The 20,418-nt window shown below is 70.1% G+C and carries 21 protein-coding genes and 1 pseudogene; 18 read left to right on the top strand and 4 right to left on the bottom strand.

Translation table 11 applies throughout. The features are described from left to right. The first annotated feature begins 2 nt into the window (after window positions 1-2). The 6 genes from A5727_RS10435 to A5727_RS10410 all read left to right on the top strand — a co-directional run bounded on the left by A5727_RS10435 (window position 3) and on the right by A5727_RS10410 (window position 3,699). Window positions 3-737 (top strand): FadR/GntR family transcriptional regulator, encoded by a 735-nt coding sequence (locus A5727_RS10435; protein ID WP_068248607.1) that lies wholly within the window; start codon window positions 3-5, stop codon window positions 735-737. Window positions 738-747: 10 nt separating this feature from the next. Continuing rightward, a complete protein-coding gene (locus A5727_RS10430) occupies window positions 748-1,068 on the top strand; it encodes an ArsR/SmtB family transcription factor (protein ID WP_068248605.1) in 321 nt (106 codons plus the stop codon). A gap of 86 nt (window positions 1,069-1,154) precedes the next feature. Then, on the top strand, window positions 1,155-1,838 hold the full coding sequence (locus A5727_RS10425; protein ID WP_068248603.1) for an energy-coupling factor ABC transporter permease: 684 nt from the start codon (window positions 1,155-1,157) through the stop codon (window positions 1,836-1,838). Further along, window positions 1,835-2,176 carry a PDGLE domain-containing protein gene (locus tag A5727_RS10420; RefSeq protein WP_068248601.1) on the top strand — a complete coding sequence of 114 codons (342 nt, stop codon included), beginning with the start codon at window positions 1,835-1,837 and terminating at the stop codon, window positions 2,174-2,176. Before A5727_RS10425 ends, A5727_RS10420 begins: the two co-directional genes overlap by 4 nt. A gap of 3 nt (window positions 2,177-2,179) precedes the next feature. After that, window positions 2,180-2,956: a cobalt ECF transporter T component CbiQ gene (gene cbiQ, locus A5727_RS10415; RefSeq protein ID WP_068248599.1), complete on the top strand. Its 777-nt coding sequence runs from the start codon at window positions 2,180-2,182 to the stop codon at window positions 2,954-2,956. Further along, complete coding sequence (locus A5727_RS10410) at window positions 2,953-3,699, top strand: energy-coupling factor ABC transporter ATP-binding protein (protein WP_068248597.1); 747 nt, start codon at window positions 2,953-2,955, stop codon at window positions 3,697-3,699. Before cbiQ ends, A5727_RS10410 begins: the two co-directional genes overlap by 4 nt. Before the next feature lie 3 nt (window positions 3,700-3,702). Here A5727_RS10410 and mtr read toward each other — a convergent pair whose 3' ends face one another. Both mtr and A5727_RS10400 read right to left on the bottom strand, forming a co-directional pair. Beyond that, entirely contained in the window at window positions 3,703-5,118 is a 1,416-nt protein-coding gene (gene mtr / locus A5727_RS10405) for a mycothione reductase (RefSeq protein ID WP_068248595.1), read from the bottom strand. 1 nt (window position 5,119) lies between these two features. Further along, the gene (locus A5727_RS10400) at window positions 5,120-6,142 is read right to left on the bottom strand and encodes an alpha/beta hydrolase (protein WP_068248592.1); all 1,023 of its coding nucleotides are present in this window, start codon (window positions 6,140-6,142) and stop codon (window positions 5,120-5,122) included. A 139-nt stretch (window positions 6,143-6,281) separates the two neighbouring features. Between A5727_RS10400 and mqo the strand changes: the two genes are divergently transcribed. The 8 genes from mqo to A5727_RS10360 are packed head-to-tail and all read left to right on the top strand — an operon-like array spanning window position 6,282 to window position 16,809. Continuing rightward, entirely contained in the window at window positions 6,282-7,868 is a 1,587-nt protein-coding gene (gene mqo / locus A5727_RS10395) for a malate dehydrogenase (quinone) (RefSeq protein WP_068248590.1), read from the top strand. After that, complete coding sequence (locus A5727_RS10390) at window positions 7,865-8,332, top strand: GNAT family N-acetyltransferase (RefSeq protein ID WP_068248588.1); 468 nt, start codon at window positions 7,865-7,867, stop codon at window positions 8,330-8,332. The genes mqo and A5727_RS10390 overlap by 4 nt, the downstream gene beginning before the upstream one ends. Further along, window positions 8,329-10,170 carry a VWA domain-containing protein gene (locus tag A5727_RS10385; RefSeq protein ID WP_068248585.1) on the top strand — a complete coding sequence of 614 codons (1,842 nt, stop codon included), beginning with the start codon at window positions 8,329-8,331 and terminating at the stop codon, window positions 10,168-10,170. The genes A5727_RS10390 and A5727_RS10385 overlap by 4 nt, the downstream gene beginning before the upstream one ends. A 25-nt stretch (window positions 10,171-10,195) precedes the next feature. After that, entirely contained in the window at window positions 10,196-10,810 is a 615-nt protein-coding gene (gene cobO / locus A5727_RS10380) for a cob(I)yrinic acid a,c-diamide adenosyltransferase (RefSeq protein WP_068248582.1), read from the top strand. After that, window positions 10,804-12,162, top strand: coding sequence for a cobyrinic acid a,c-diamide synthase CobB (locus A5727_RS10375; RefSeq protein WP_068248580.1), 1,359 nt, complete (start codon window positions 10,804-10,806; stop codon window positions 12,160-12,162). The genes cobO and A5727_RS10375 overlap by 7 nt, the downstream gene beginning before the upstream one ends. Before the next feature lie 9 nt (window positions 12,163-12,171). Continuing rightward, complete coding sequence (cobA, locus tag A5727_RS10370; RefSeq protein WP_068248578.1) at window positions 12,172-13,389, top strand: uroporphyrinogen-III C-methyltransferase; 1,218 nt, start codon at window positions 12,172-12,174, stop codon at window positions 13,387-13,389. Between the two features lie 59 nt (window positions 13,390-13,448). Then, window positions 13,449-15,026 (top strand): MFS transporter, encoded by a 1,578-nt coding sequence (locus A5727_RS10365; RefSeq protein ID WP_068248576.1) that lies wholly within the window; start codon window positions 13,449-13,451, stop codon window positions 15,024-15,026. A 28-nt stretch (window positions 15,027-15,054) separates the two neighbouring features. Beyond that, window positions 15,055-16,809 (top strand): proline--tRNA ligase, encoded by a 1,755-nt coding sequence (locus A5727_RS10360; protein ID WP_068248574.1) that lies wholly within the window; start codon window positions 15,055-15,057, stop codon window positions 16,807-16,809. Window positions 16,810-16,841: 32 nt separating this feature from the next. Here A5727_RS10360 and A5727_RS10355 read toward each other — a convergent pair whose 3' ends face one another. Together A5727_RS10355 and A5727_RS10350 are read right to left on the bottom strand one after the other, a co-directional pair. Beyond that, entirely contained in the window at window positions 16,842-17,315 is a 474-nt protein-coding gene (locus A5727_RS10355; protein WP_068248573.1) for a ferritin-like domain-containing protein, read from the bottom strand. Next, window positions 17,312-17,827 (bottom strand): hypothetical protein, encoded by a 516-nt coding sequence (locus tag A5727_RS10350; protein ID WP_157521322.1) that lies wholly within the window; start codon window positions 17,825-17,827, stop codon window positions 17,312-17,314. The genes A5727_RS10355 and A5727_RS10350 overlap by 4 nt, the downstream gene beginning before the upstream one ends. A gap of 172 nt (window positions 17,828-17,999) precedes the next feature. Here A5727_RS10350 and rimP point away from each other — a divergent pair, with 172 nt between their 5' ends. The 4 genes and pseudogenes from rimP to A5727_RS26910 all read left to right on the top strand — a co-directional run. Further along, the gene (rimP, locus tag A5727_RS10345) at window positions 18,000-18,524 is read left to right on the top strand and encodes a ribosome maturation factor RimP (RefSeq protein WP_068248679.1); all 525 of its coding nucleotides are present in this window, start codon (window positions 18,000-18,002) and stop codon (window positions 18,522-18,524) included. Next, window positions 18,521-19,583 (top strand): annotated as a pseudogene (nusA, locus tag A5727_RS10340) (transcription termination factor NusA). Before rimP ends, nusA begins: the two are co-directional and overlap by 4 nt. A 144-nt stretch (window positions 19,584-19,727) precedes the next feature. Next, entirely contained in the window at window positions 19,728-19,973 is a 246-nt protein-coding gene (locus A5727_RS26915; RefSeq protein ID WP_353612251.1) for a YlxR family protein, read from the top strand. Window positions 19,974-20,051: 78 nt separating this feature from the next. Then, a partial coding sequence (locus tag A5727_RS26910) for a translation initiation factor IF-2 N-terminal domain-containing protein (RefSeq protein ID WP_197507637.1) occupies window positions 20,052-20,418 on the top strand: 367 nt, incomplete at its 3' end.

Below are 20,418 nucleotides of genomic sequence, written 5' to 3'. Positions count from 1 at the left end.
TCATGACTGCGGTGCCCGATCCCACCGTCCCCGGATGTGAAGCCGGTGACGCACTGCTGCGCCCGGTCCGGCTCGGCAACGCCTTCGAGGACACCGTGGGCAGGCTGTTGCAGACGATCCGGCTCGGGGTGCTGGCCCCGGGGGAGTCGCTGCCGCCGGAACGCGAGCTCGCGGCCCGGCTCGGCGTCAGCCGTGACACGGTCCGGGAGGCGATCAAGTCGCTGGCCGAGGCGGGATATCTGGTGTCGCGGCGGGGACGCTATGGCGGCACATTCCTGGCGCAGCCGCTGCCCGCCCATCCGGGGCCGGGGGAGCGCGTCACCCGTGAGGAGATCGACGACGCGCTGCGGTTGCGGGAGATCCTGGAGGTCGGCGGCGCGCGGATGGCCGCGGCGCGCACGCTGACCGCGGCCGAGCGCGAAACCCTGTGGAGCAGGCTGTCCGACGTCCGCGACGCCGCCGGGGAGGACTACCGGCGGCTGGACTCCCGACTGCATCTCGCGATCGCCGAGGCTGCCGGTTCCCCGTCCCTGGTGCCGTTGGTGGCCGAGAACCGGATGCGGCTCAATGCCCTGCTCGACCGGATACCGCTGCTGCGCCAGAACCTCACCCACAGCGACGAGCAGCACCAGGACATCGTGATCGCGATCCTGGCCGGTGACGCCGACGCCGCGGCCGAGGCGATGCGTGCGCATGTCGCGGGATCTGCAGCGCTTCTGCACGGCTTTTTGGACTAGATTGCAAGCCATGGCGGATCAGTCGGTGGTCGAGCGGGCGTCGTCGGCGCTCGTCGATGTCGACACGAGCGGGTGGGCCCAGCGTTTCGACCTGCTGTCGGACCCGCATCGCCTCGAGATCCTGCTGAGCCTGCACCGCGCACCGGGGATCTGCGTCAGTGATCTGGCCACCGCGCTGGGCCGCTCCGAGAACGCGGTGTCGCAGGCTCTGCGGGTGCTGCGGCAGCAGGGCTGGGTGAGCAGCACCCGGGTCGGGCGGTCGGTCTGCTACCGGCTCGAGGATCAGACGGTGCACGACCTGCTGCACTGGATCGGTGCCCGGCACAGCTGATCTCCCACCGCATGAACATCTGAACAGCTAGACAGGTGACACGCCGCGCACCTAGGCTTTCCTCCGTGGTCCAATCGACTCTCGCCATGCATATGAGCGACGGCATCGTCAACGCCCCCACCTCGGTGATCTTCGGCGTCATCGCCGTCGTGGCGATCGGATTCAGCGCCCGGCGCGCGAGTGCCGAACTCGACGAGCGCACCGTGCCGTTGGCGGGCCTGGTTGCGGCGTTCATCTTCGCCGTCCAGATGGTGAACTTCCCGATCCTGCCCGGCGTCAGCGGCCATCTCCTCGGCGGCGCACTCGCCGCGATCCTGGTCGGGCCCTACACGGGCGCCCTGTGCATCGCGATCGTCCTCGTGGTCCAGAGCCTGCTGTTCGCCGACGGCGGTGTGACCGCTCTGGGCACCAACATCACCAACATGGCCGTGATCGGCGTTGCCGCGGGATACGGCACCGCGGTGCTGCTGATGTCGGTGCTCGGCCGCCGCGGCGACGCGGGCACCGGTCGCCTCGGGGTCATCGCGTTCATCGCGGCGCTGGTTGGAACTGTCTGCGCGGCAATGGGGTTCGTGGTCCAGTACGCGCTCGGCGGCGCGGGCGCTTCGTCGCTCGGGGCGGTGTTCGGGTACATGCTCGGCACGCATGTGCTGATCGGGATCGGTGAGGGCATCATCACGGCACTGACGGTGGTGGCCGTCGCGCGTTCGCGGCCCGACCTGGTGTACCTGCTGCGCCGTGACTCCGGCCGAGTGGAGGTGGCGGCATGACCGGGGGACGCCGATTCTGGATCGTCTTCGCACTGGCCGTCATCGCGGTCGCGGGCGGGGTGTCCTACTTCGCCAGTTCGTCGCCGGACGGTCTGGACTCGACCACGCTGCGCGGATGCGAGGTCGTCGAGGTCGACGGTGCGGAGGAGTTGACCGGCGACTGCATCGCCGCGCACGCGACCGATCATCACCTGGCGGCCTCGCCGCTGGCCGACTACACGATCTTCGGACACGAGTACAGCGGTGGCCTCGCCGGCGTGCTGGGTGTCGTGGTGGTGGCCGGCGTCGCATTCGGCGCGTTCCGGCTGATCGCCCGCCAGCGCGCCACCAAGGACTGACCGGTGGGAGCGGGGCACTCCCATCCGCTCTACCGTGACGGGCACTCGCCCGTGCATCGCGCGCCCGGCGAAGTCAAGATCGTCTGTCTGGTCGTCTTCCTGCTGGCCGTCGTGGCCACGCCACGAGACATGTTCTGGCCGTACGCCCTCTACGCCCTGATCGTGGTCGCGGTGTGGCGGTGGGCGCACATCCCGCTGCGCTGGGTGCTGCCGCGCATGCTGATCGAAGCCCCGTTCGTGGTGCTGGCCGTGCTGCTGCCGTTCGCCGAGGGCGGGGAGCGCGTGCAGGTGGCCGGGCTGCAGCTGTCGGTGGCGGGCCTGTGGGCCGCATGGGGCATCGTGGTGAAGGGCACGCTGGGTGTCGCGGCCGCGCTGACCGTCGCGGCGACCACCACCGCCCGACAGCTTCCGCACGCCCTGAGCAGGCTCGGGGTGCCCGCCCTGGTCACGTCTATGCTCGTGCTGATGCTGCGCTACATCGACGTGCTGGCGGCCGAGGCCGCGCGAATGCGGATGGCGCGGATCTCCCGTGGCGACTCGCCGCGCACCCTGCACCAGGCCGGCGCCATCGCCCGAAGCGTCGGTGTGCTGTTTCTGCGCTCCTACGAACGCGGCGAGCGGGTGTATCTGGCCATGCTGTCGCGCGGTTTCGACGGCCGGGTGCCGGATCTGGCCGGTGTCGGCGCGGGGGCGCGCGCCACGGCGAATCAATGGGTCATCGCTCTGCTGCCCGCCGCGGGCGCCGTCGCGGTCGCCGCGGCGGCCTGGGGGCTGCGATGACCCCGGACGGGGTCCGGGTGACCGGACTGCGGCACGTCTATCCCGACGGCCACGTCGCGCTCGACGGTGTCGACCTCACCGTCGACGCCGGTGAGCGGGTCGCGGTGCTCGGCCCCAACGGCGCGGGCAAGACCACGCTGATGCTGCATCTCAACGGTGTGCTCACCGCGACATCGGGCACGGTGGAGGTCGCCGGAATCACGGTGGCGCGCAACACCCTTCGCGATGTCCGGCGCCGTGTCGGATTGGTGTTCCAGGACCCCGACGACCAGCTGTTCATGCCCACCGTCGCTCAGGACGTCGCGTTCGGGCCGGCCAACTTCGGCGTCGCCGGAGCCGAACTCGAGCAGCGCGTGGCCACGGCACTGGACCTTGTCGCGATGACCGAACACGCCGAGCGCAGTCCGGCACACCTGTCGCTGGGGCAGAAGCGGCGGGCCGCGCTGGCCTCGGTGCTGGCGTGTGAGCCCGGAATCCTGGTGCTCGACGAACCATCGGCCAACCTCGACCCGGTCGCGCGCCGCGAACTGGCCCACACCCTCTCGGGTCTGGCCGCCACGATGCTGATCGTCACGCACGACCTGCCGTATGCCGCGCAGCTGTGCCAGCGCGCCGTCGTCATCGACGACGGCGTGGTGGTCGCCGACGGCACGATGTCCCAGATCCTCGGCGACGCAGCACTGTTGGCCGCACATCGCCTCGAACTGCCGTGGGGATTCGACCTCTCGGCGGCGCTGCGCTGAATCTCAGTGCCGCTTGGGTGGCGGCCAGGACGGTTCACCGCACAGGGACAGCAGCGCGTTCTCGATCACCTCGGGCAGCGCCGGGTGGATCCAATACTGCCCACGCGCCATGTCCTGGCCGCGCAGGCCGAAGCTCATGGCCTGGATCAGCGGCTGGATCAGCGTCGAGGCCTGATAACCCATGATGTGCGCGCCCAGGATGTCACCGGTGTCGGCGTTGACCACGATCTTGGCCGTCCCCGTGGTGTCCTCCATGGCCCAGCCGTAGGCCACATCGCCGTAGTCCTGAAGCTTCACCTTGGGGTTGAGACCTGCTGCGCGGGCCTCGTTCTCGGTCATGCCGACGCACGCGACCTGCGGATCGGTGAAGACAGCCGACGGCACGAACCGGTGGTCGGCGGGCATCAACTGCTCGGTGTCGTCCCAGCCCTGCAGCAGGTTGTGCCGCACCACGCGGGCCTCGTGGTTGGCGACGTGCTTGAGCTGATAGTCGGAACTGACGTCGCCGAGTGCGAAAATGCCACGCGCGGTGGTGCGTTGGTACTCGTCGACGACGACCTGTCCGGCGTCGGTGACCTTGACCCCGGCCAGTCCGGCGTCCAGCAGATCGCCGTTGGGGCGGCGTCCCGTCGCGACCAGGACCGCGTCGGCGTGCAGAGTCGAGCCGTCGTCGAGGTGCAGCGTGGTGCCGCTGGCGTCGGTGCTTCCGCCGGTGACGTTGCGGTGCATCAGCAGTTCCCACTTGCGCGCTGCGATGTCGGTGAACCGTTCGCCGATGTCGTCGTCGCAGTAGGACAGCATGGTGGCTCCGCGCAGCACCAGCGTCACCCGGGTTCCCAACGCGGAGAACACATGCGCGAACTCCGCGGCCACGAATCCGCCGCCGATGATCACGAGGTGCTCCGGCAGGTCCGGAATCCGCATGATGGTGTCGCTGGTGTGGAACTCGACGCCGCAGTCGGCGATCGCCTGCGGCACGACGGCGCGGGCGCCGGCGGCGATCACCACCTGATCCGAGGTGAACTCGTCACCCGCCTCGGTGCGCAGCACGTGCCGGCCGTCGGAGCGGGTGGGGCCGAACCGGGTGTGCGAATCGAACACCGTGACGTTGGGCGAGGACCGCCGATACCGTTCACCGCCCAACGCGATCGGGTCGATGCGGCCGAACACCCGCGACACGATGTCGCGCCAGCGCACGTCGTCGATGCGGGCGTCGACGCCGTACCGCGCCGAATCCCGGATCGTGGCGGCCACTTCGGCGGCGTAGACGAACATCTTCGTCGGGATGCACCCCACGTTGAGGCAGGTGCCGCCGAAGGTGCCCTGCTCACAGATCGCCACCCTCTTCGAGTCGTAGCGCTCGTCGAGGATGCTGTTGCCCGAGCCGGTTCCGATGATGGTGAGATCGAAATGGTCCACGTCAGCCCTGTCTTCGGTTGGAGGAGGTCGAACTCGTCTGGTCGGTGGTCACGACCCTGCGCTGCAGCCACTCGTCGAGTTCGAGGTAGGCCCGGGCCCGCGGTTCGGGCAGCGACAGGAAGACGTCGTGCTTGGCGTCGGTGATGGGCGCCACTGTGGTGTGGTCGCCCACGCACCCAGCCCACCGCGCGATCTGGCGCACGTCGAGCACCGCGTCCCCGCGTGCGATGGCGTCGGGATCGCCGTGGGACTCCGGGACACTGCGGTCGGATCTCAGGATCAGGTTGGGCACCCCGACGTCGAGCCCGCGGTGCAGTCTGGCCTGCGCGCGACGCACCGCGTTGATCCAGCCGAAGGTGATCGGGAATCCGCCCACGGGCTTCCACGCCAGGTTGTAGTCGAATTCGCCGGCGTAGTCGCGGTGCAGGGAGGTGCCGTAGCCGCCCTGTGTCGGTCTGCGTGCCACGCGTGTCTTGCGCACCTTCGCCAGTGCGCGCAGGGCGGCCCGGGTGGGTGCCGACCGCAGGATCGCCGGGCCGTGCAGGTCGAAGAACGGGCTGTTGAGGACCAGGGCGTCGACCCCCAGCGGGGCGGTCAGGCCGCGGTGCCGGAGGCGGTCGAGCCACAGCGTGACGATCAGCCCGCCCGCGGAGTGCCCGTACACGCACACACCTGCCCCGCCGGTCTCGCGCCGGATGATCTCGAGGGCCGCCTGCAGTTCGCTGTGATAGCGGGCGAGGTCGGTGGTGAAGTGCGGGGTCTGGCCCTCCCGCCACGACCGGCCGCACTTGTGCAGGTCCAGGGCGTAGAACGCGAAACCGCGCGCCCCGAACCACTCGGCCAGCTCGGTGTTGAAGAAGTAGTCGGTGTAGCCGTGCACCGCGAGCACGGCATGCGCCGCCGGTGCTGCCGCACCGCGCCGGACCAGCGTGGCGAAGAGGTCACCCTCGCCGTCGGGATCGGCACCCAGTTCGAGAGTGTGCTGGTGGTAGCCGGGCAGGACGTCTGTCTCCCATGCCGTCACGTGTTCACCTTAGTCGGGTCCCGAGGCCGCGCATCGGCGTCGATGGGGCGAATATCACCGGCCTCGGCGGTTTCTTCGCAGACTGGGCGGGATAACCTTGACAAAGGATCACCCGACGGAACAAAGGATCGGCAAACCGGTGTCAGACGCCAAGACAAGTCAGACAGTCAAGACCGACGTCGTGCTGGTGGGTGCCGGCATCATGAGCGCGACGCTGGGGGCGTTGCTGCGGTTGGTCGAGCCGAACTGGTCGATCACCATGATCGAACGCCTCGACGGGGCCGCCGCGGAGAGCAGCGACCCGTGGAACAACGCGGGCACCGGGCACTCGGCGCTGTGCGAGCTCAACTACACGCCCGAGAACGCCGACGGCTCGATCGACATCAGCAAGGCCGTCACCGTGAACGAGCAGTTCCAGGTGTCGCGGCAGTTCTGGGCGCATGCGCTGACCAGCGGCGTGCTGACCGACGCCCGCAGCTTCATCAACCCGGTGCCCCACGTGTCGTTCGTCGAGGGTGCCGACCGGGTGGAGTACCTGCGCAAGCGCCGTGATGCCCTGGCCTCGAACCCGCTGTTCGCGACCACCGAGTTCATCAACGACAACGACGAGTTCGCCCGCCGCCTGCCGTTCATGGCCGCGCAGCGCACGTTCTCCGAGCCGGTCGCCCTGAACTGGACCACCGACGGCACCGACATCGACTTCGGCGCGCTGTCCAAGCAGCTCATCGGGTACGGCGTGCGCAACGGGACGTCGGTGCTGTTCGGGCATGAGGTGCGCGACCTGTCGAAGAACTCCGACGGCTCGTGGACGGTCAAGGTGCGCAATCGCCGCACCGGCCAGCTGCGCCGCATCGAGGCCAAGTTCGTGTTCGTCGGCGCGGGCGGCGACGCCCTGCCGCTGCTGCAGAAGTCGGGGATCGCCGAGGCCAAGGGTTACGGCGGCTTCCCGGTCGGCGGGCAGTTCCTGCGCACCTCCAACCCGCTGGTCACCGCCGGTCACCGGGCCAAGGTCTACGGCTTCCCGCCGTTGGGGGCCCCGCCGATGTCGGCACCACACCTCGACACCCGGATCATCAACGGCAAGCCGTGGCTGCTGTTCGGGCCGTTTGCCGGATGGTCGCCCAAGTTCCTGAAGCAGGGCCATTTCACCGACCTGCCGCTGTCGGTCAAGCCGAACAACCTCGCCTCGATGGTCGGCGTCGGCCTGACGCAGATGAGCCTGGTGAACTACCTCATCGCCCAGCTCATGATGTCGGAGGCCGACCGGGTCGAAGCGCTGCGGGTCTTCGCGCCCAGTGCGCAGGACTCCGACTGGGAACTGTCGGTCGCCGGGCAGCGCGTGCAGGTCATCAAGCCCGCGAAGGGCAAGGGCGGCACCCTGGAGTTCGGCACCACCGTGCTCTCGGCGGCCGACGGCAGCATCGCCGGCCTGCTGGGCGCCTCTCCGGGCGCCTCGACCGCGGTGCCCGCGATGCTCGAGGTCATGGAGCGCTGCTTCGGCGACCGGTTCGCGCAGTGGCAGCCCAGGCTCAAGGAGATGATCCCGTCGCTGGGCATCAAACTCTCGGAGAACCCGGCGCTGTTCGACGAGGTGTGGTCGTGGGGCACCGGTGTGCTGGGCCTGGAGGCCGGCGCCGATGCGGGTGCCCAGGCGCTCGCGGTCGGTGCCGATGCACCCTCGCCGGCGCAGGGCAGCGACGATCCTGAGCCTGCGGGCGTGGTGTGACGGTTGCGCTGCGCCGAAGTTGGGCCCGGGACCTCGACGCGGCAACGCTGTACGAACTGCTGAAGCTGCGCGTCGAAGTCTTCGTCGTCGAACAGGCGTGTGCCTATCCGGAGCTGGACGGGCGTGACCTGCTGGCCGAGACCCGGCACTTCTGGCTGGAACAGCCCGACGGCCAGGTGATCTCGACGCTGCGCCTGATGGAGGAGTACCCCGGCGGCGACAAGTCCTTCCGGATCGGGCGCGTATGCACCAGGCAGAGCAGCCGTGGCCAGGGCCACACCAGCAGGCTTTTGCAGGCCGCGCTCGCCGACGTCGGCGATCACCCGTGCCGCATCGACGCCCAGACCTACCTCGAGGCGATGTACGCCCAGCATGGATTCGTCCGCGCCGGTGACGAATTCGTCGAGGACGGCATTCCGCACGTGCCCATGCTCCGCCCGGGTCGCGTCGAGGAGGCACCGTGAGCCACCCGGACTTCCCGTTCAGTGCGATCGTCGGCCACGACCAGCTGCGGCTCGCGCTGATCCTCTGCGCCGTGCGTCCCGAGATCGGCGGCGTGCTGATCCGTGGCGAGAAGGGCACCGCGAAGTCGACCGCGGTCCGCGCCCTGGCCGACATCCTGGCCTCGATCGACGACGCCCGGCTGGTGGAACTCCCGATCGGTGCGACCGAGGATCGGGTGGTCGGCTCGCTCGATCTGCAGAGGGTGCTGCGCGACGGCGAACACGCGTTCTCCCCGGGCCTGCTGTCCCGTGCACACCGCGGCGTGCTCTACGTCGACGAGGTCAACCTGCTGCACGACCACCTCGTGGACGTGCTGCTGGACGCCGCGGCGATGGGGCGGGTGCACGTCGAGCGCGACGGGGTCTCCCACTCGTACGAGTCGCGGTTCGTGCTGATCGGCACGATGAACCCCGAGGAGGGCGAACTGCGCCCGCAGCTGCTGGACCGGTTCGGCCTGACCGTCGACGTCCGCGCCTCCCGCGAGGTGGCGGTGCGCACCGAGGTGATCCGGGCGCGGCTGGCGTATGAGGCGGACCCGCACGGGTTCGCGGCGCGGTTCGCCGACGCCGACGCCGACGTGGCCCGCCGCATCGCGGCCGCACGCGGCCGAGTGGCGGGCGTGGTGCTGGGCGACGACGAACTGGGCAGAATCGCGCAGCTGTGCGCGGCCTTCGACGTCGACGGCATGCGGGCCGACCTGGTGGTGGCCCGCACGGCCGTCGCACACGCCGCCTGGCGCGGCGCCGAACATGTTGGAGCCGAAGACATCCGAGTCGCGGCGGAACTCGCCCTGCCGCATCGCCGCCGGCGTGACCCGTTCGACGATCCCGGCCTGGATCCCGCCGCGCTCGACGAGATCCTGGGTGACGAGGACACCGACCCGGAAACCGACCCAGACCCGAACCCGGATCCAGATCCGTCCGGTGGCGGCACGCCGCCGCCGGCCGAGACGGAATCCGGGGGGCAGTCGTCGGGTTCGCCCGCCCCGGCGCCGGCGCAGCAGAGTGCCGCGCCGACACCGACCTTCCGGACCCGCACCCTTCGCGTACCCGGCGTGGGCGAGGGCGCCCCGGGCCGACGATCGGTGGCCCGCAATCGATCCGGTGCCGTGGTGGGCGTCAGCCCGGGCGACACCGGTGACGGTCTGCACCTGTTCGCGACGATGCTCGCGACCGCCGCGCGTTCGGGGCAGCCGGGCCGGCTTCGGCCCGAGATCGACGACATCCGGTTGGCCGTCCGGCAGGGGCGCGAGGGCAACCTGGTGATCTTCGTCGTCGACGCGTCGGGGTCGATGGCCGCGCGTGACCGCATGTCGGCGGTCAGCGGCGCCGCGCTGTCGCTGCTGCGCGACGCCTATCAGCGCCGGGACAAGGTCGCGGTCATCACCTTCCGCGCCGATCAGGCCCAGCTTCTCCTTCCGCCCACGACGTCGGCGCACATCGCCGGGCGTCGCCTCGCGCGGTTCGACACCGGGGGCAGGACGCCTCTGGCGCAGGGCCTGCTGGCCGCCGCGGATCTGGTCCGGCGCGAAAAGGTGCGGGACCGCACTCGCCGACCGCTGGTCGTGGTGCTGACCGACGGACGGGCCACCGGCGGTCCGGACCCGTTGGGTCGCAGCCGAATCGCCGCCGCACGCCTGGTCGCGGAGGGAGCGGCGGCGGTCGTGGTGGACTGTGAGACGTCCTACATCAGGCTCGGGTTGGCCGGTTCCCTGGCTGACGCCCTGGATGCGCCCGTGCTGCGTTTGGAGCAGTTGCGCGCCGAGGCGTTGACGGCCGTGGTGCGCAGCGCCGCCTGATCGAGCGAGAGCAGGAGCACAGGTCATGCCACAGGGTCGTCCGATCGCAGTGCCCGACGACGGGCTGAGCACGCGGGCTCGCCGCAATCAGCCCGTGCTCGCGGTGCACACCGGTCCCGGAAAGGGGAAGTCCACCGCGGCGTTCGGAATGGCGCTGCGCGCCTGGAACGCGGGACTGGACGTCGCGGTGTTCCAGTTCGTCAAGAGCGCCAAGTGGAAGGTGGGCGAGGAGAACGCCTTTCGCGAACTCGCCCGACTGCATGACGAACACGGCACCGGCGGCGCGGTCGAATGGCACAAGATGGGTTCGGGCTGGTCGTGGTCGCGCCGACAGGGGGACGAGGCCGACCACGCCGCGGCCGCGGCCGAAGGCTGGGCCGAGATCACCCGCCGCCTCGCCGAGGAACGGCACGGCTTCTACGTCCTCGACGAGTTCACCTATCCGCTCAAGTGGGGCTGGGTCGACGTCGAGGCGGTCGTGGAGACGCTTCGGCACCGGCCCGGCAGCCAGCACGTGGTGATCACCGGCCGGGATGCACCCGCCGAGCTCATCGACGCCGCCGACCTGGTCACGGAGATGACGAAGGTCCGCCACCCCATGGACGCCGGCCGCAAGGGGCAGCGGGGCATCGAGTGGTGACTCCCGCCGTCGTCGTCGCCGCCCCGGCTTCGGGAAGCGGAAAGACCACGGTGGCAACGGGTCTGATGGCCGCACTGGTGCGGGCCGGAAAGCGGGTCGCCGGATTCAAGGTGGGTCCGGACTACATCGACCCCGGATACCACGCGCTGGCCACCGGCCGGCCCGGCCGCAACCTGGACCCTGTGCTGGTGGGGGAGCGGCTCATCGCGCCGCTGTACGCGCACGGCAGCGCCGGTGCCGACATCGCGGTGATCGAAGGTGTGATGGGCCTGTTCGACGGCCGGATCGAGCCTTCAGGCGCCATTCCGGCGACGGGTTCGACCGCGCACGTGGCCGGGCTGTTGCGCGCACCCGTGCTTCTGGTGGTGGACGCCCGCGGCCAGAGTCACAGCATTGCGGCTCTGCTGCACGGTTTCTCGACGTTCGACGCCGGAACCCGGCTCGGCGGTGTGGTGCTCAATCGCGTCGGCAGCGCGCGCCATGAGGAGGTGCTGCGCCAGGCCTGCGAGGCCGCCGGTGTGCCGGTGCTGGGCGCGATTCCGCGCCTGGCCGAACTCGAGGTGCCGTCGCGGCATCTGGGGCTGATCACCGCCGTCGAGCACGGCGCGGCGGCCCGCACCGCCGTCGCGGCGATGGCCGATCTGGTCGGCACGCATGTCGACGTGGCCGCCGTGGCCGCCCTGGCCGCCGCTCCCGGCGGCGCGGTTCCGTGGCGGCCCGAGGACGACGTCGGGACGCCGGTGGCCGGTTCGCCCGTGGTCGCCGTTGCGGCCGGGCGGGCCTTCAGCTTCGCCTACGCCGAGCACGCCGAACTACTGCGTGCGGCGGGCGCGCAGGTCGTGGAGTTCGACCCGCTGATCGACCGACTGCCCGAACGGACTGCGGCACTGGTGCTGCCGGGCGGGTTCCCGGAGCAGTACCCGGAGCAGTTGTCGGCCAACACCGCGCTGCGCGCGGAGATCGCGGATCTGGCGCGGCGCGTCCCGGTCCACGCCGAATGCGCGGGCCTGACCTATCTGATGACCGACCTCGACGGGCACCAGATGTGTGATGTGCTGCACGGTTCGGCGCGGTTCACCTCGCGGCTGACGCTGGGCTACCGCGAGGCGGTCGCGGTGGCGGACTCACCGGTGCAGCGCGCCGGCGAACGCGTCGTCGGTCACGAATTCCACCGGACCACAGTCGAGTTCGCGCGCGAGTACTCACCCGCCTGGCGGTTCCGGCGGGCCGACGGCACCGTGGCCGGCGACGGTGCGGTGCAGGGCGGGGTGCATGCGTCGTATCTGCACACTCATCCGGCCGGGGCGCCCGAGGGGGTGCGGCGGTTCGTCGCACACGCGGCGGCATCGTAGGCTCGCCGGGTGATCGAGAACGCCTACCTGGTCGGCCTGCGCCTGGCCGGCAAGAAGGTCGTTGTCGTCGGTGGGGGAACAGTGGCCCAGCGACGACTCGGCCTGCTCGTCGCCAGCGGAGCCGACGTTCACGTCATCGCCCGCACCGCCACCCCAGCGGTCGAGGCCATGGCCGGCGTGACGCTGACGCTGCGGGACTACCGCGCGGGTGACCTCGCCGGCGCCTGGTATGCCATCGCGGCCACCGACGACGCCGCGGTGAACGCGGCCATCGTCGCCGAAGCCGACAGTCGACAGATCTTCTGCGTGCGCGCTGACATCGCGGTCGAGGGCACCGCCGTCACGCCCGCGACGTTCGAACACGAGGGGCTCGCGGTGGGAGTGCTGGCCAGCGGTGAGCACCGCCGGTCGGCCGCGATCCGCACCGCGATCCACGAGGCACTCTCCAGTGGGGTCATCGGCGCCGGACGCGACGAGGCGGGCACGGCGGCGCTCAAGGGCACGGTGGCGCTGGTGGGCGGCGGACCGGGCGACCCGGAACTCGTCACCGTCCGCGGCCGCCGACTGCTGTCGCAGGCCGACGTCGTCGTCGCCGACCGGCTCGCGCCCGCCGAACTGCTGGCCGAGCTGCCCGCCCACGTCGAGGTCATCGACGCCGCGAAGATCCCGTACGGCCGTGCGATGGCTCAGGAGGCGATCAACAACGTTCTGGTCGACCGGGCCAAGGCCGGGCAGTTCGTCGTGCGCTTCAAGGGCGGCGACCCGTTCGTGTTCGCGCGCGGGTATGAGGAAGTCATCGCCTGCACCGAGGCTGGGATCCCCGTCACAGTGGTGCCCGGCGTGACGAGCGCCATCGGCGTTCCCGCGATGGCCGGCGTGCCCGTCACCCATCGCGGCGTCAACCATGAGTTCGTGGTGGTCAGCGGCCACCTGGCGCCTGATCACCCCGAGTCGCTGGTGAACTGGCCGGCCCTGGCCGCGCTGAGCGGGACGCTGGTGCTGTTGATGGCGGTGGAACGCATCGAGTTGTTCGCTGAGGCGCTGCTTGCGGGCGGCCGTCCGGCGGACACGCCGGTGATCGTGATCCAGCACGGCACGACCACGGCCGAACGCCATGTGCGCGCCATGCTGGGGAATGTCGCCGAGACCGTGCGCGCCGAGGGAATCAGGCCGCCGGCGATCATCGTGATCGGGCCGGTCGTTAACGTGGGCGAAGGTCTCGGTTAGGCCTCGCTCTGACCTCGGTCGCTTAAACAACTCTTAATATTACTGTAGGGTAGGCCGCTATGACGGCTCTCAATGATGCAGAGCGGGCAGAGTCGGGTGCTGCTCCCACCGATGACCGCGCACTTCCGGTGCGCGTCGAACCATCGGAGATCGAGCGTTCCGGCCGGTCACTGCCGCCCTGGCTGCCGTCGCGTCGGTTCATTTACGCCGTCGTCGCGATCGGCGGAATGCAGCTGCTGGCGACGATGGACAGCACCATCGCGATCGTCGCCCTGCCCCAGATCCAGGACGAGCTCGGGCTCTCCGACGCCGGCCGCAGCTGGGTCATCACCGCCTATGTGCTGACCTTCGGCGGCCTGATGCTGCTCGGCGGCCGCCTCGGCGACACGATCGGGCGCAAGCGGACCTTCATCGTCGGTGTCGCGCTGTTCACCATCGCCTCGATCCTGTGCGGTGTCGCGTGGGACGAGGCCACGCTGGTGATCGCGCGACTGCTGCAGGGCGTCGGTGCGGCCATCGCGAGCCCCACCGGCCTGGCGCTGGTGGCCACGACATTCCCGAAGGGACCCGCACGCAACGCCGCCACCGCGGTCTTCGCTGCGATGACCGGCGTCGGCTCCGTCATGGGCCTCGTGCGCGGCGGCGCGCTGACCGAGGTGTCCTGGCGGCTGGCCTTCCTGGTCAACGTGCCGATCGGCCTGCTCGTCATCTACCTGGCCTACAACACGCTGCGTGAGACGAACCGCGAGCGGATGAAGCTCGACGCGGCCGGTGCGCTGCTGGCCACCCTCGGGTGCACGGCCGCGGTGTTCGGCTTCTCCAATGGGCCCGAGCACGGCTGGCTCACCCCGGTCACGCTCGGTTCGGGCGCGGTGGCCCTGGCGGCCTTCGCCGCGTTCGTCCTCGTCGAGCGCAGGGCGGTCAACCCCGTGGTGCCGTTCGCACTGTTCCGGGACCGCAACCGGCTGGCGACCTTCGCCGCGATCTTCCTGGCCGGCGGCGTGATGTTCACGCTGACCGTGCTGATCGGCCTGTACGTGCAGGACATCATGGGCTACAGCGCGCTGCGGGCGGGCATCGGGTTCATCCCGTTCGTGATCGCCCTGGGCGTCGGTCTGGGCCTGTCCTCGCACCTGGTGTCGCTGTTCCCGCCGCGCCTGCTGGTCATCGGCGGCGGCATCCTGGTGCTCGGCGCCATGATCTACGGGTCGACGCTCAATGCGGGCATCCCGTACTTCCCGAACCTCGTGATCCCGATCGTCGTCGGTGGTTTCGGCATCGGCATGATCGTCGTTCCCCTGACCGTCTCGGCGATCGCCGGGGTGGGCTTCGACGAGATCGGTCCCGTCACCGCGATCGCGCTGATGCTGCAGAACCTCGGTGGGCCGGTCGTGCTGGCCATCATCCAGGCCGTCATCACCTCGCGGACGCTGTATCTGGGCGGCACCACCGGCCCGGTCAAGAACATGAACGATGCGCAACTGGCGGCCCTGGACGCCGGCTACACCTACGGCCTGCTGTGGGTGGCGGCCGTCGCGGTGCTCGTCGGCGGCGCGGCGCTGTTCATCGGCTACACCGCCAAGCAGGTTGCGCACGCGCAGGAGGTCAAGGACGCCCTGGACGCGGGCGAACTGTAGTTCGCAGCCAGCAGTAAGCTGGCCTCCCGTGATCACGCGTATGTCGGAGCTGTTCCTGCGAACACTCCGAGACGACCCAGCCGATGCCGAAGTACCCAGCCACAAGCTGCTGATCCGCGCGGGCTACGTCCGCCCGATCGGCCCCGGCCTGTACAGCTGGCTGCCGCTGGGCCTGCGCGTCCTGCGCCGGATCGAGCAGGTGGTCCGCGAGGAGATGGCCGCGATCGGCGCGCAGGAGATCCTCTTCCCGGCGCTGCTGCCCCGCGCGCCGTATGAGGCCACCAACCGCTGGACCGAGTACGGCGACAACCTCTTCCGCCTGCAGGACCGCCGCGGCAACGACTACCTGCTCGGGCCCACGCACGAGGAGCTGTTCACGCTCACGGTCAAGGGGGAGTACAGCTCCTACAAGGACTTCCCGCTGATCCTGTTCCAGATCCAGACCAAGTACCGCGACGAGGCGCGCCCCCGCGCGGGCATCCTGCGGGGTCGTGAGTTCCTGATGAAGGACTCGTATTCGTTCGACATCGACGACGGTGGGCTCAAGAACGCCTACCACGCGCACCGCGAGGCCTACCAGAAGATCTTCTCGCGCCTGGACGTCAACTACGTGATCGTCTCCGCGGTCTCAGGGGCCATGGGCGGCAGTGCCTCCGAGGAGTTCCTGGCCGAGAGTGAGGTCGGCGAGGACACCTTCGTGCGCTGCCTGGAGTCGGGTTACGCCGCCAACGTCGAGGCCGTCGTCACGCATGTGCCCGATGCGCTGCCGATCGACGGTCAGGCCGAGGCCGTCGTGTACGACACCCCGGACGCTCCGACCATCGCGACGCTGGTCGATTGGGCCAACGGCGCGGACCTCCCGCAGTTCGCGGGCCGCACGGTGACCGCGGCGGACACCCTGAAGAACGTGCTGCTCAAAGTCCGGGAACCGGGCGGGGAGTGGGAACTGCTGGCCATCGGCGTGCCCGGCGACCGTGAGGTCGACGACAAGCGCCTGGGCGCCGCGCTGGAACCGGCCGAGTACGCGCTGCTCGATGACGCCGATTTCGCCAAGCACCCGTTCCTGGTCAAGGGTTATGTCGGTCCGAAAGCCCTGCAGGCCAACGGAGTCCGCTATCTGGTCGACCCGCGGGTGGTCGACGGCACGGCCTGGATCACGGGCGCCGACGAGCCGAACCGGCATGTCGTGGGTCTGGTCGCCGGACGGGACTTCACCGCCGACGGCACGATCGAGGCCGCCGAGGTCCGCGACGGCGATCCCTCGCCGGACGGTGCGGGCCCACTGGTCAGTGCGAGGGGCATCGAGATCGGGCACATCTTCCAACTCGGCCGCAAGTACACCGATGCGTTCACGGCCGACGTCCTCGGTGAGGACGGCAAGCCGGTGCGGCTCACCATGGGCTCCTACGGGATCGGGGTGTCGCGGCTGGTCGCGGTGCTGGCCGAGCAGCACCACGACGACCTGGGCCTGCGCTGGCCGGCCAGCGTGTCACCCTTTGACCTGCACCTCGTGATCGCCAACAAGGACGACGCGGCCCGCTCCGGTGCCGCCGAGCTCGCCCGCGACCTCGACCGGTTGGGGCTCGATGTGCTGCTCGACGACCGCACGGCCTCGCCGGGAGTGAAGTTCAAGGACGCCGAACTGCTCGGTGTGCCCTGGATCGTCGTGGTGGGCCGCGGGTGGGCCAACGGGGTGCTGGAACTCCGCAACCGGTTCACCGGTGAGACCACCGAATTGGCGGTCGACGGCGCGGCGACGGCGATCGCCGACGCGCTGACCTAGGCGGGGCGGACCCGGCGCGCGGTGAGTACCGGCTACTCGCTGCCGCCGGGGAACGGCACCGTGACCGGCCAGATCTTCAGCACCTGTTTCCACTGCGCGGCGGCCACCGCGCTCTGTGTCAGGGCCGTCACCGCGTAGGCGCGCTCCTCGCTGTCGTCGGTCTGTTCGGCCACGGCCCGCCAGGCGACTGCGGCGTCGTTCTCCATGCGCAGCGCCAGGTTGGCGGCATCGTCGGGGTCGTCGACCTTCATCGGCAGCTCATAACCGGGGGCCGTGAGCGGGGCGGTGACCGAGCGGCGCTCCAGCATCCTCAGCAGCGCCTCACGCTGTTCGCGGTGGCTCGCCATGGCCTGGGCCACCAGGTAGTTGTCCTCGGAGGTCGAGTGCGCCGAGACGATGCCGTAGCCGTAGATCGTGGCGTGCTCGGTGACCAGGGCGTCGTAGAGCGCAGCGGCGGCCGGGTCGGTGGGCCGGTCGGCGTCGGGGGAGTTCTGTCCAGTGGTCATCGGCCGGTCTTCTCCTGCGGCAGTGTCACGGTCACCGATGCGGTGCACGCTGCGGCGATCGACGCCAGCAGCCCGGCCCGGTACCCCGACTGGGACGCGGCGACGGCGGCGGCAGTCTCACCGGAGCGACGCAGCACCGTCGCGACGTCGGCGGGCGACGGCGGCGGGGCCGATCCCGTCGCGTCCGCAGCCGTCGTCGTGGTGGTCGTCGTCGTGGTGGTCGGCGCGGGTCGGCCCGATTCTCGCGCCAGCTCCTCGGCCAGGGCCTGGGCATGCTGCGCGCGCTCCGAGGCGATCTGCGTCAATGCCCGGGCGAGCGCCGGGGTGGCCGCGGTGGCCGCAGAACGGGCCATCTCGGCGTCGGCGACGGCCGCCTCGTAGGGCTCCCGCAGCGGGTCGATCTCGTCGTCACCGCCTGAACCGCAGGCCGAAGACGTCGCCGCGGTCACCGAAAGCAACGCCAGGCCCACCACGCCGCGACCGGCGGACATCAACACCTCACGCCTGCGCACGGACACATCCTGCCATTGGCCGCGGCGATGGATCGGGGCAGGAGCGTGCCGCCGCGGGAGATTGACGGGAACCACTCCGAGCCTGGCGTATCGTGAGTACCTGGTGGCGTGCCCCATCCGCACGCGCCGAGAGACCGCACAACTCAAGATGAGGAGCTTCGCCGTGACGCAGATGCCCGCGGGTCTGCCTGCTCCCTCGCAGGTGATCGAGCTTCTCAGTGCGGAATTCGAGCGTGCCGGTTACGAGATCGAGGGCGTGGTGGTCGACGGCCACCGGCGCCCGCCGCAGATCATCGTCACCGCCGACGGCGACGTTCCCCTCGATCTGGACACCATCGCCGACCTCTCCCGGTCCGCGGCCCAACTGCTCGACGAGGTTCCGGGTCTGGACGCCGCGTACGTGCTCGAGGTCACCTCACCGGGCGTGGACCGTCCGCTGACCGACGAGAAGCACTACCGGCGCGCCCAGGGTCGACTGGTCGAACTCGACCTCGCCGACGGCGGCCGCGCCAGCGGCCGGATCGTGGGTGTCGCAGACGGAGTTCTGCACCTGGTGATCCGCGCCGGCCGGGATTGGGCGGTGCACCGGATCCCACTCACTGACATTGCCAAAGCCGTTGTCCAAGTTGACTTCTCCGGGCCAAGCCGGCAGGAGCAGGAATTCCTGGACCAGACCCGAAGGGAGGCCGGATTATGAACATCGACATGGCCGCACTGCACGCCATCGAAGTGGATCGGGGCATCCCCGAAGGCGAACTGCTCGAGACCATCAAGTCGGCACTGCTGACCGCATACCGGCACACCGACGGTCACCAGCCCGACGCCTCCATCGAGATCGACCGCAAGTCGGGCGAGGTCAAGGTGATGGCCCGCGAGCACGACGACGAGGGCCGGTTGATCAGCGAGTGGGACGACACCCCCGAGGGATTCGGCCGCGTCGCGGCCACCACGGCCCGCCAGGTCATGCTGCAGCGGTTCCGGGATGCCGAGAACGAGAAGATCTACGGCGAGTTCTCGGCCCGCGAGGGTGACATCGTCGCCGGCGTCATCCAGCGCGACGCGCGGGCCAACGCACGCGGTGAGGTGGTGCTGCGGATGGGCAGTGAGACCAAATACTCCGAAGGAGTCATCCCCGCCTCGGAGCAGGTTCCCGGTGAGAGCTACGAGCACGGCGACCGCCTGCGCTGCTTCGTCCTCGGCGTGACCAGGGGAGTGCGGGAGCCGCAGATCAGGCTGTCCCGCACCCACCCCAATCTGGTGCGCAAACTCTTCTCGCTCGAGGTGCCCGAGATCGCGGACGGGTCCGTCGACATCGTCGCGGTGGCCCGCGAGGCCGGGCACCGGTCGAAGATCGCGGTGGCCTCCCGGACGCCGGGGCTCAACGCCAAGGGTGCGTGCATCGGGCCGATGGGTCAGCGCGTGCGCAACGTGATGAGCGAACTGTCCGGCGAGAAGATCGACATCATCGACTACGACGAGGACCCGGCGCGGTTCGTGGCCAACGCGCTGTCGCCCGCGAAAGTCGTGTCGGTCACGGTGATCGACCCCAACACCCGCGCGGCCCGCGTCGTGGTGCCGGATTTCCAGCTGTCGCTGGCGATCGGCAAGGAGGGGCAGAACGCGAGGTTGGCGGCCCGTCTGACCGGCTGGCGCATCGACATCCGCAGTGACGCGGATGCGCCGGTGGACGCTCCCGAGGGCGGGGGTGCGGCGCCCGCCGGCTGATCCACGGTCCACCGGTGTGGCGCTGGTTTAGAGCGGGGCGCCGATGACGGTAGACTGAGCCGTGATCCAGCGCGAGAGTCCTGCACCCATCCCACGGGAGCACCGAAGCACCGAAGGTCCGGTGCGAACGTGTATCGGGTGCCGGAAGCGAGAGCTGGCCGTCGATCTGCTTCGGATGGTGGCCCTGTCGGGCGATCCCGGTGGCCGCCCCAGCGGCGCTGTCGTGATCGTTGACAGAACCGGTAATCTTCCAGGTCGGGGTGCTTGGCTGCATCCCAACCCGCAGTGCCTGCAGGACGCTCTTCGACGGCGAGCATTCACCCGAGCGCTGCGCATCGCCGGTTCACCGGACACCTCCGCGGTGGTTGAGCACTACACCGCGGCAACAGAACAGGTAGCGAAGAACATGAGCACACCGTGAAGTCCCGATGACCATGCGTCATAGCTAAACCCGAGGCGTCGGCCGACCTCCGCTGCCGCCTCATGACGAGGAGATGTAGTGGCAGGTAAGGCCCGCGTGCACGAGTTGGCCAAGGAACTCGGTGTCACAAGTAAGGAAGTACTCGCCCGGCTGAGTGAGCAGGGCGAATTCGTCAAATCAGCGTCGTCGACGGTCGAAGCGCCCGTCGCGCGCCGCCTCCGCGAATCGTTCGGCGGTGGAAAGCCCGAGAAGAAGGCTCCCGCCAAGCCCGCGCCCGCACCGACGGGCAACGGCGCCCCTTCGGCACCCGCAGCCCCCGCCGCGGCCGCCGAGGTCAGCGCCCCGTCCGCTCCCGCGGCGGCGGCTCCCGCGGCACCCGGCCCCAGGCCCGGTGGACCCAAGCCTGGCGCCCCCAAGCCGGCCGCCCCCCCCCCCACGCCCCCTC

Source organism: Mycobacterium sp. ACS4331 (assembly GCF_001667265.1).
Lineage (GTDB): Bacteria > Actinomycetota > Actinomycetes > Mycobacteriales > Mycobacteriaceae > Mycobacterium.
Note: the sequence above shows the minus strand (reverse complement) of the source record. Positions and strands in the feature narration are given on the sequence as shown.

Bases quoted from the DNA above. Each gene is read 5' to 3' on its own strand.
- A5727_RS10435 (WP_068248607.1), top strand. From the start codon at position 3: ATGACTGCGGTGCCCGATCCCACCGTCCCCGGATGTGAAGCCGGTGAC.
- A5727_RS10430 (WP_068248605.1), top strand. From the start codon at position 748: ATGGCGGATCAGTCGGTGGTCGAGCGGGCGTCGTCGGCGCTCGTCGAT.
- A5727_RS10425 (WP_068248603.1), top strand. From the start codon at position 1,155: ATGCATATGAGCGACGGCATCGTCAACGCCCCCACCTCGGTGATCTTC.
- A5727_RS10420 (WP_068248601.1), top strand. From the start codon at position 1,835: ATGACCGGGGGACGCCGATTCTGGATCGTCTTCGCACTGGCCGTCATC.
- A5727_RS10410 (WP_068248597.1), top strand. From the start codon at position 2,953: ATGACCCCGGACGGGGTCCGGGTGACCGGACTGCGGCACGTCTATCCC.
- cobO (WP_068248582.1), top strand. From the start codon at position 10,196: ATGCCACAGGGTCGTCCGATCGCAGTGCCCGACGACGGGCTGAGCACG.
- A5727_RS10365 (WP_068248576.1), top strand. From the start codon at position 13,449: ATGACGGCTCTCAATGATGCAGAGCGGGCAGAGTCGGGTGCTGCTCCC.
- A5727_RS10355 (WP_068248573.1), bottom strand. From the start codon at position 17,315: ATGACCACTGGACAGAACTCCCCCGACGCCGACCGGCCCACCGACCCG.
- rimP (WP_068248679.1), top strand. From the start codon at position 18,000: ATGCCCGCGGGTCTGCCTGCTCCCTCGCAGGTGATCGAGCTTCTCAGT.
- A5727_RS26915 (WP_353612251.1), top strand. From the start codon at position 19,728: ATGGTGGCCCTGTCGGGCGATCCCGGTGGCCGCCCCAGCGGCGCTGTC.